The 1,597-nt window shown below is 56.9% G+C and carries 1 protein-coding gene; it reads left to right on the top strand.

What is annotated here, in order from left to right; translation table 11 throughout:
* Positions 1–506: 506 nt before the first annotated feature.
* Positions 507–1,597, top strand: a 1,091-nt coding sequence (locus tag HMPREF1155_RS05255; protein ID WP_039993418.1) for an Ig-like domain-containing protein, incomplete at its 3' end; no start/stop codon positions are given.

The following is a 1,597-nucleotide window of genomic DNA, read 5'->3' as shown; positions in this document are numbered from 1 at the left end:
CGTTCAGGGTGAAAGGGGAGGTATGGAGGCGTTCGCCGTCGTGTTCGCGTCGATCGTTCCGCTCGCGTGTGTCGCTTCGGGTTTGCTGCTGGCGGTTCTCATCCCCCGGCCCTTTTCTTTTCTGCTATCGCATTCGCATATCCCGATTTTTATCAAAGGCTTTCGCGCCTTTCTTGGATCTCTTTCCCTCCATCTCCGGCAATGCTATTGCCCCTGGCATGCCGGAAGGGGTTCTTCCGTGTCGTTCCTCTTCCTCTGCGTGATGCATGCGGTGCGCAGGGAATGCATGCGGAAGCCGACCCCGACATGATGCGAGCCGGCGGAGATTCGCCCCGCTTCCACCGCATCGGACGGGGCATAATCCTTCGGGCCGCCTCCCTGCGCGGCCCGAAGGGCTTATTCGTTTTCTTGGCGGAAAGCGGGATTTGCAGGGTATCTCAGCCAAGGGTCATGGCCGCACGGAAGCGCGCCATGCGCAGGATACGACCATTCGAGGAAGGGAAGGCATGAAGAAGACGATATGCTACCTGATGAGTGTCATTCTGGCGCTCGGGATCTGCATTCCGGGAGGTGCGTTGCAGGCGGCTTTCGCCGACGGGGGCGTTAACGTTGCTGCATCTATCACCAAATTTGAAATCCAGCGACCGAAAGGTACTCCTATTGCGGAGCTCGGAAAAGATAGCGCCTTCTATCTTGCAATGGATTGGAAAGTCGATGATCCCAATGCCGTTCTGCATGAAGGCGACCACTTCGATATAACGCTGCCGAGCAATGTGCGCTTTCCGCCGGACTTCTCGACGCTCGACTTCGACATAACGGATGCGGACGGCAACGTGATTGCCAGAGCGCACGTCGAACCCGGCCCCGGCACTCCCAGTCCAGGCTATTCCGGCGGCAAAGTGCGCGTCACATTCAACGACAAGATCAACGATATGTATAACGTGCATGGAACGATTTACATGTATGCACTTTTCGACCAGAAAAAAATTCACGTAAACCAGAGCAACACCTTCTCGGTGACCGTAGGCGGAAAGACGACATCGACGGACCTGAAGGTCACCAAGGTTCTGGTGAGCCCCGAAGAGGTTTTGAGCAAGCAGGGCAAGAAGGTGAACGGCGCCAACGAGGTGTCATGGCGCATGCGCCTGAACTACAAGAAGGCAACCCTTCAACATACGATCATCACAGATTCGCTGACCGGCGGATCCGGAAATGAGACATACATTCCCGGATCCTTCACTCTTAAGAGGGTTGACTTCAACGACGAAGGCAGCGTGATCGCCACCCATGAGACCGTGGATATCAGCAGCGCGCTCGTTATGGGTCCCGACAATAAGTCGTTCTCCCTTACCGTCAACAACCTTGGCGGCAACCAGTATCAGCTCGCTTATCGTACGACCTATACGCCGGGGACAACCATTACGAACCACGTCAAGCTCACAGACGATAACGCGACGGGGGAGACCAGCGTCGGTTTCAAGGAGCAGGGATCCGGCGGCACCGCCGGCGGCGACCTGGCGAGCAAGATCAAGCTGACCAAGGTCGACGGCGACGACAACTCCATCCCGCTCAAGAACGCCGTGTTCACGGTGACCGC

The organism is Slackia sp. CM382 (assembly GCF_000293015.1).
Classification (GTDB): Bacteria; Actinomycetota; Coriobacteriia; order Coriobacteriales; family Eggerthellaceae; genus Slackia; species Slackia exigua.
The sequence above is the reverse complement of the archived record's forward strand: the minus strand, read 5'-3'. Positions and strand labels throughout refer to the sequence as shown.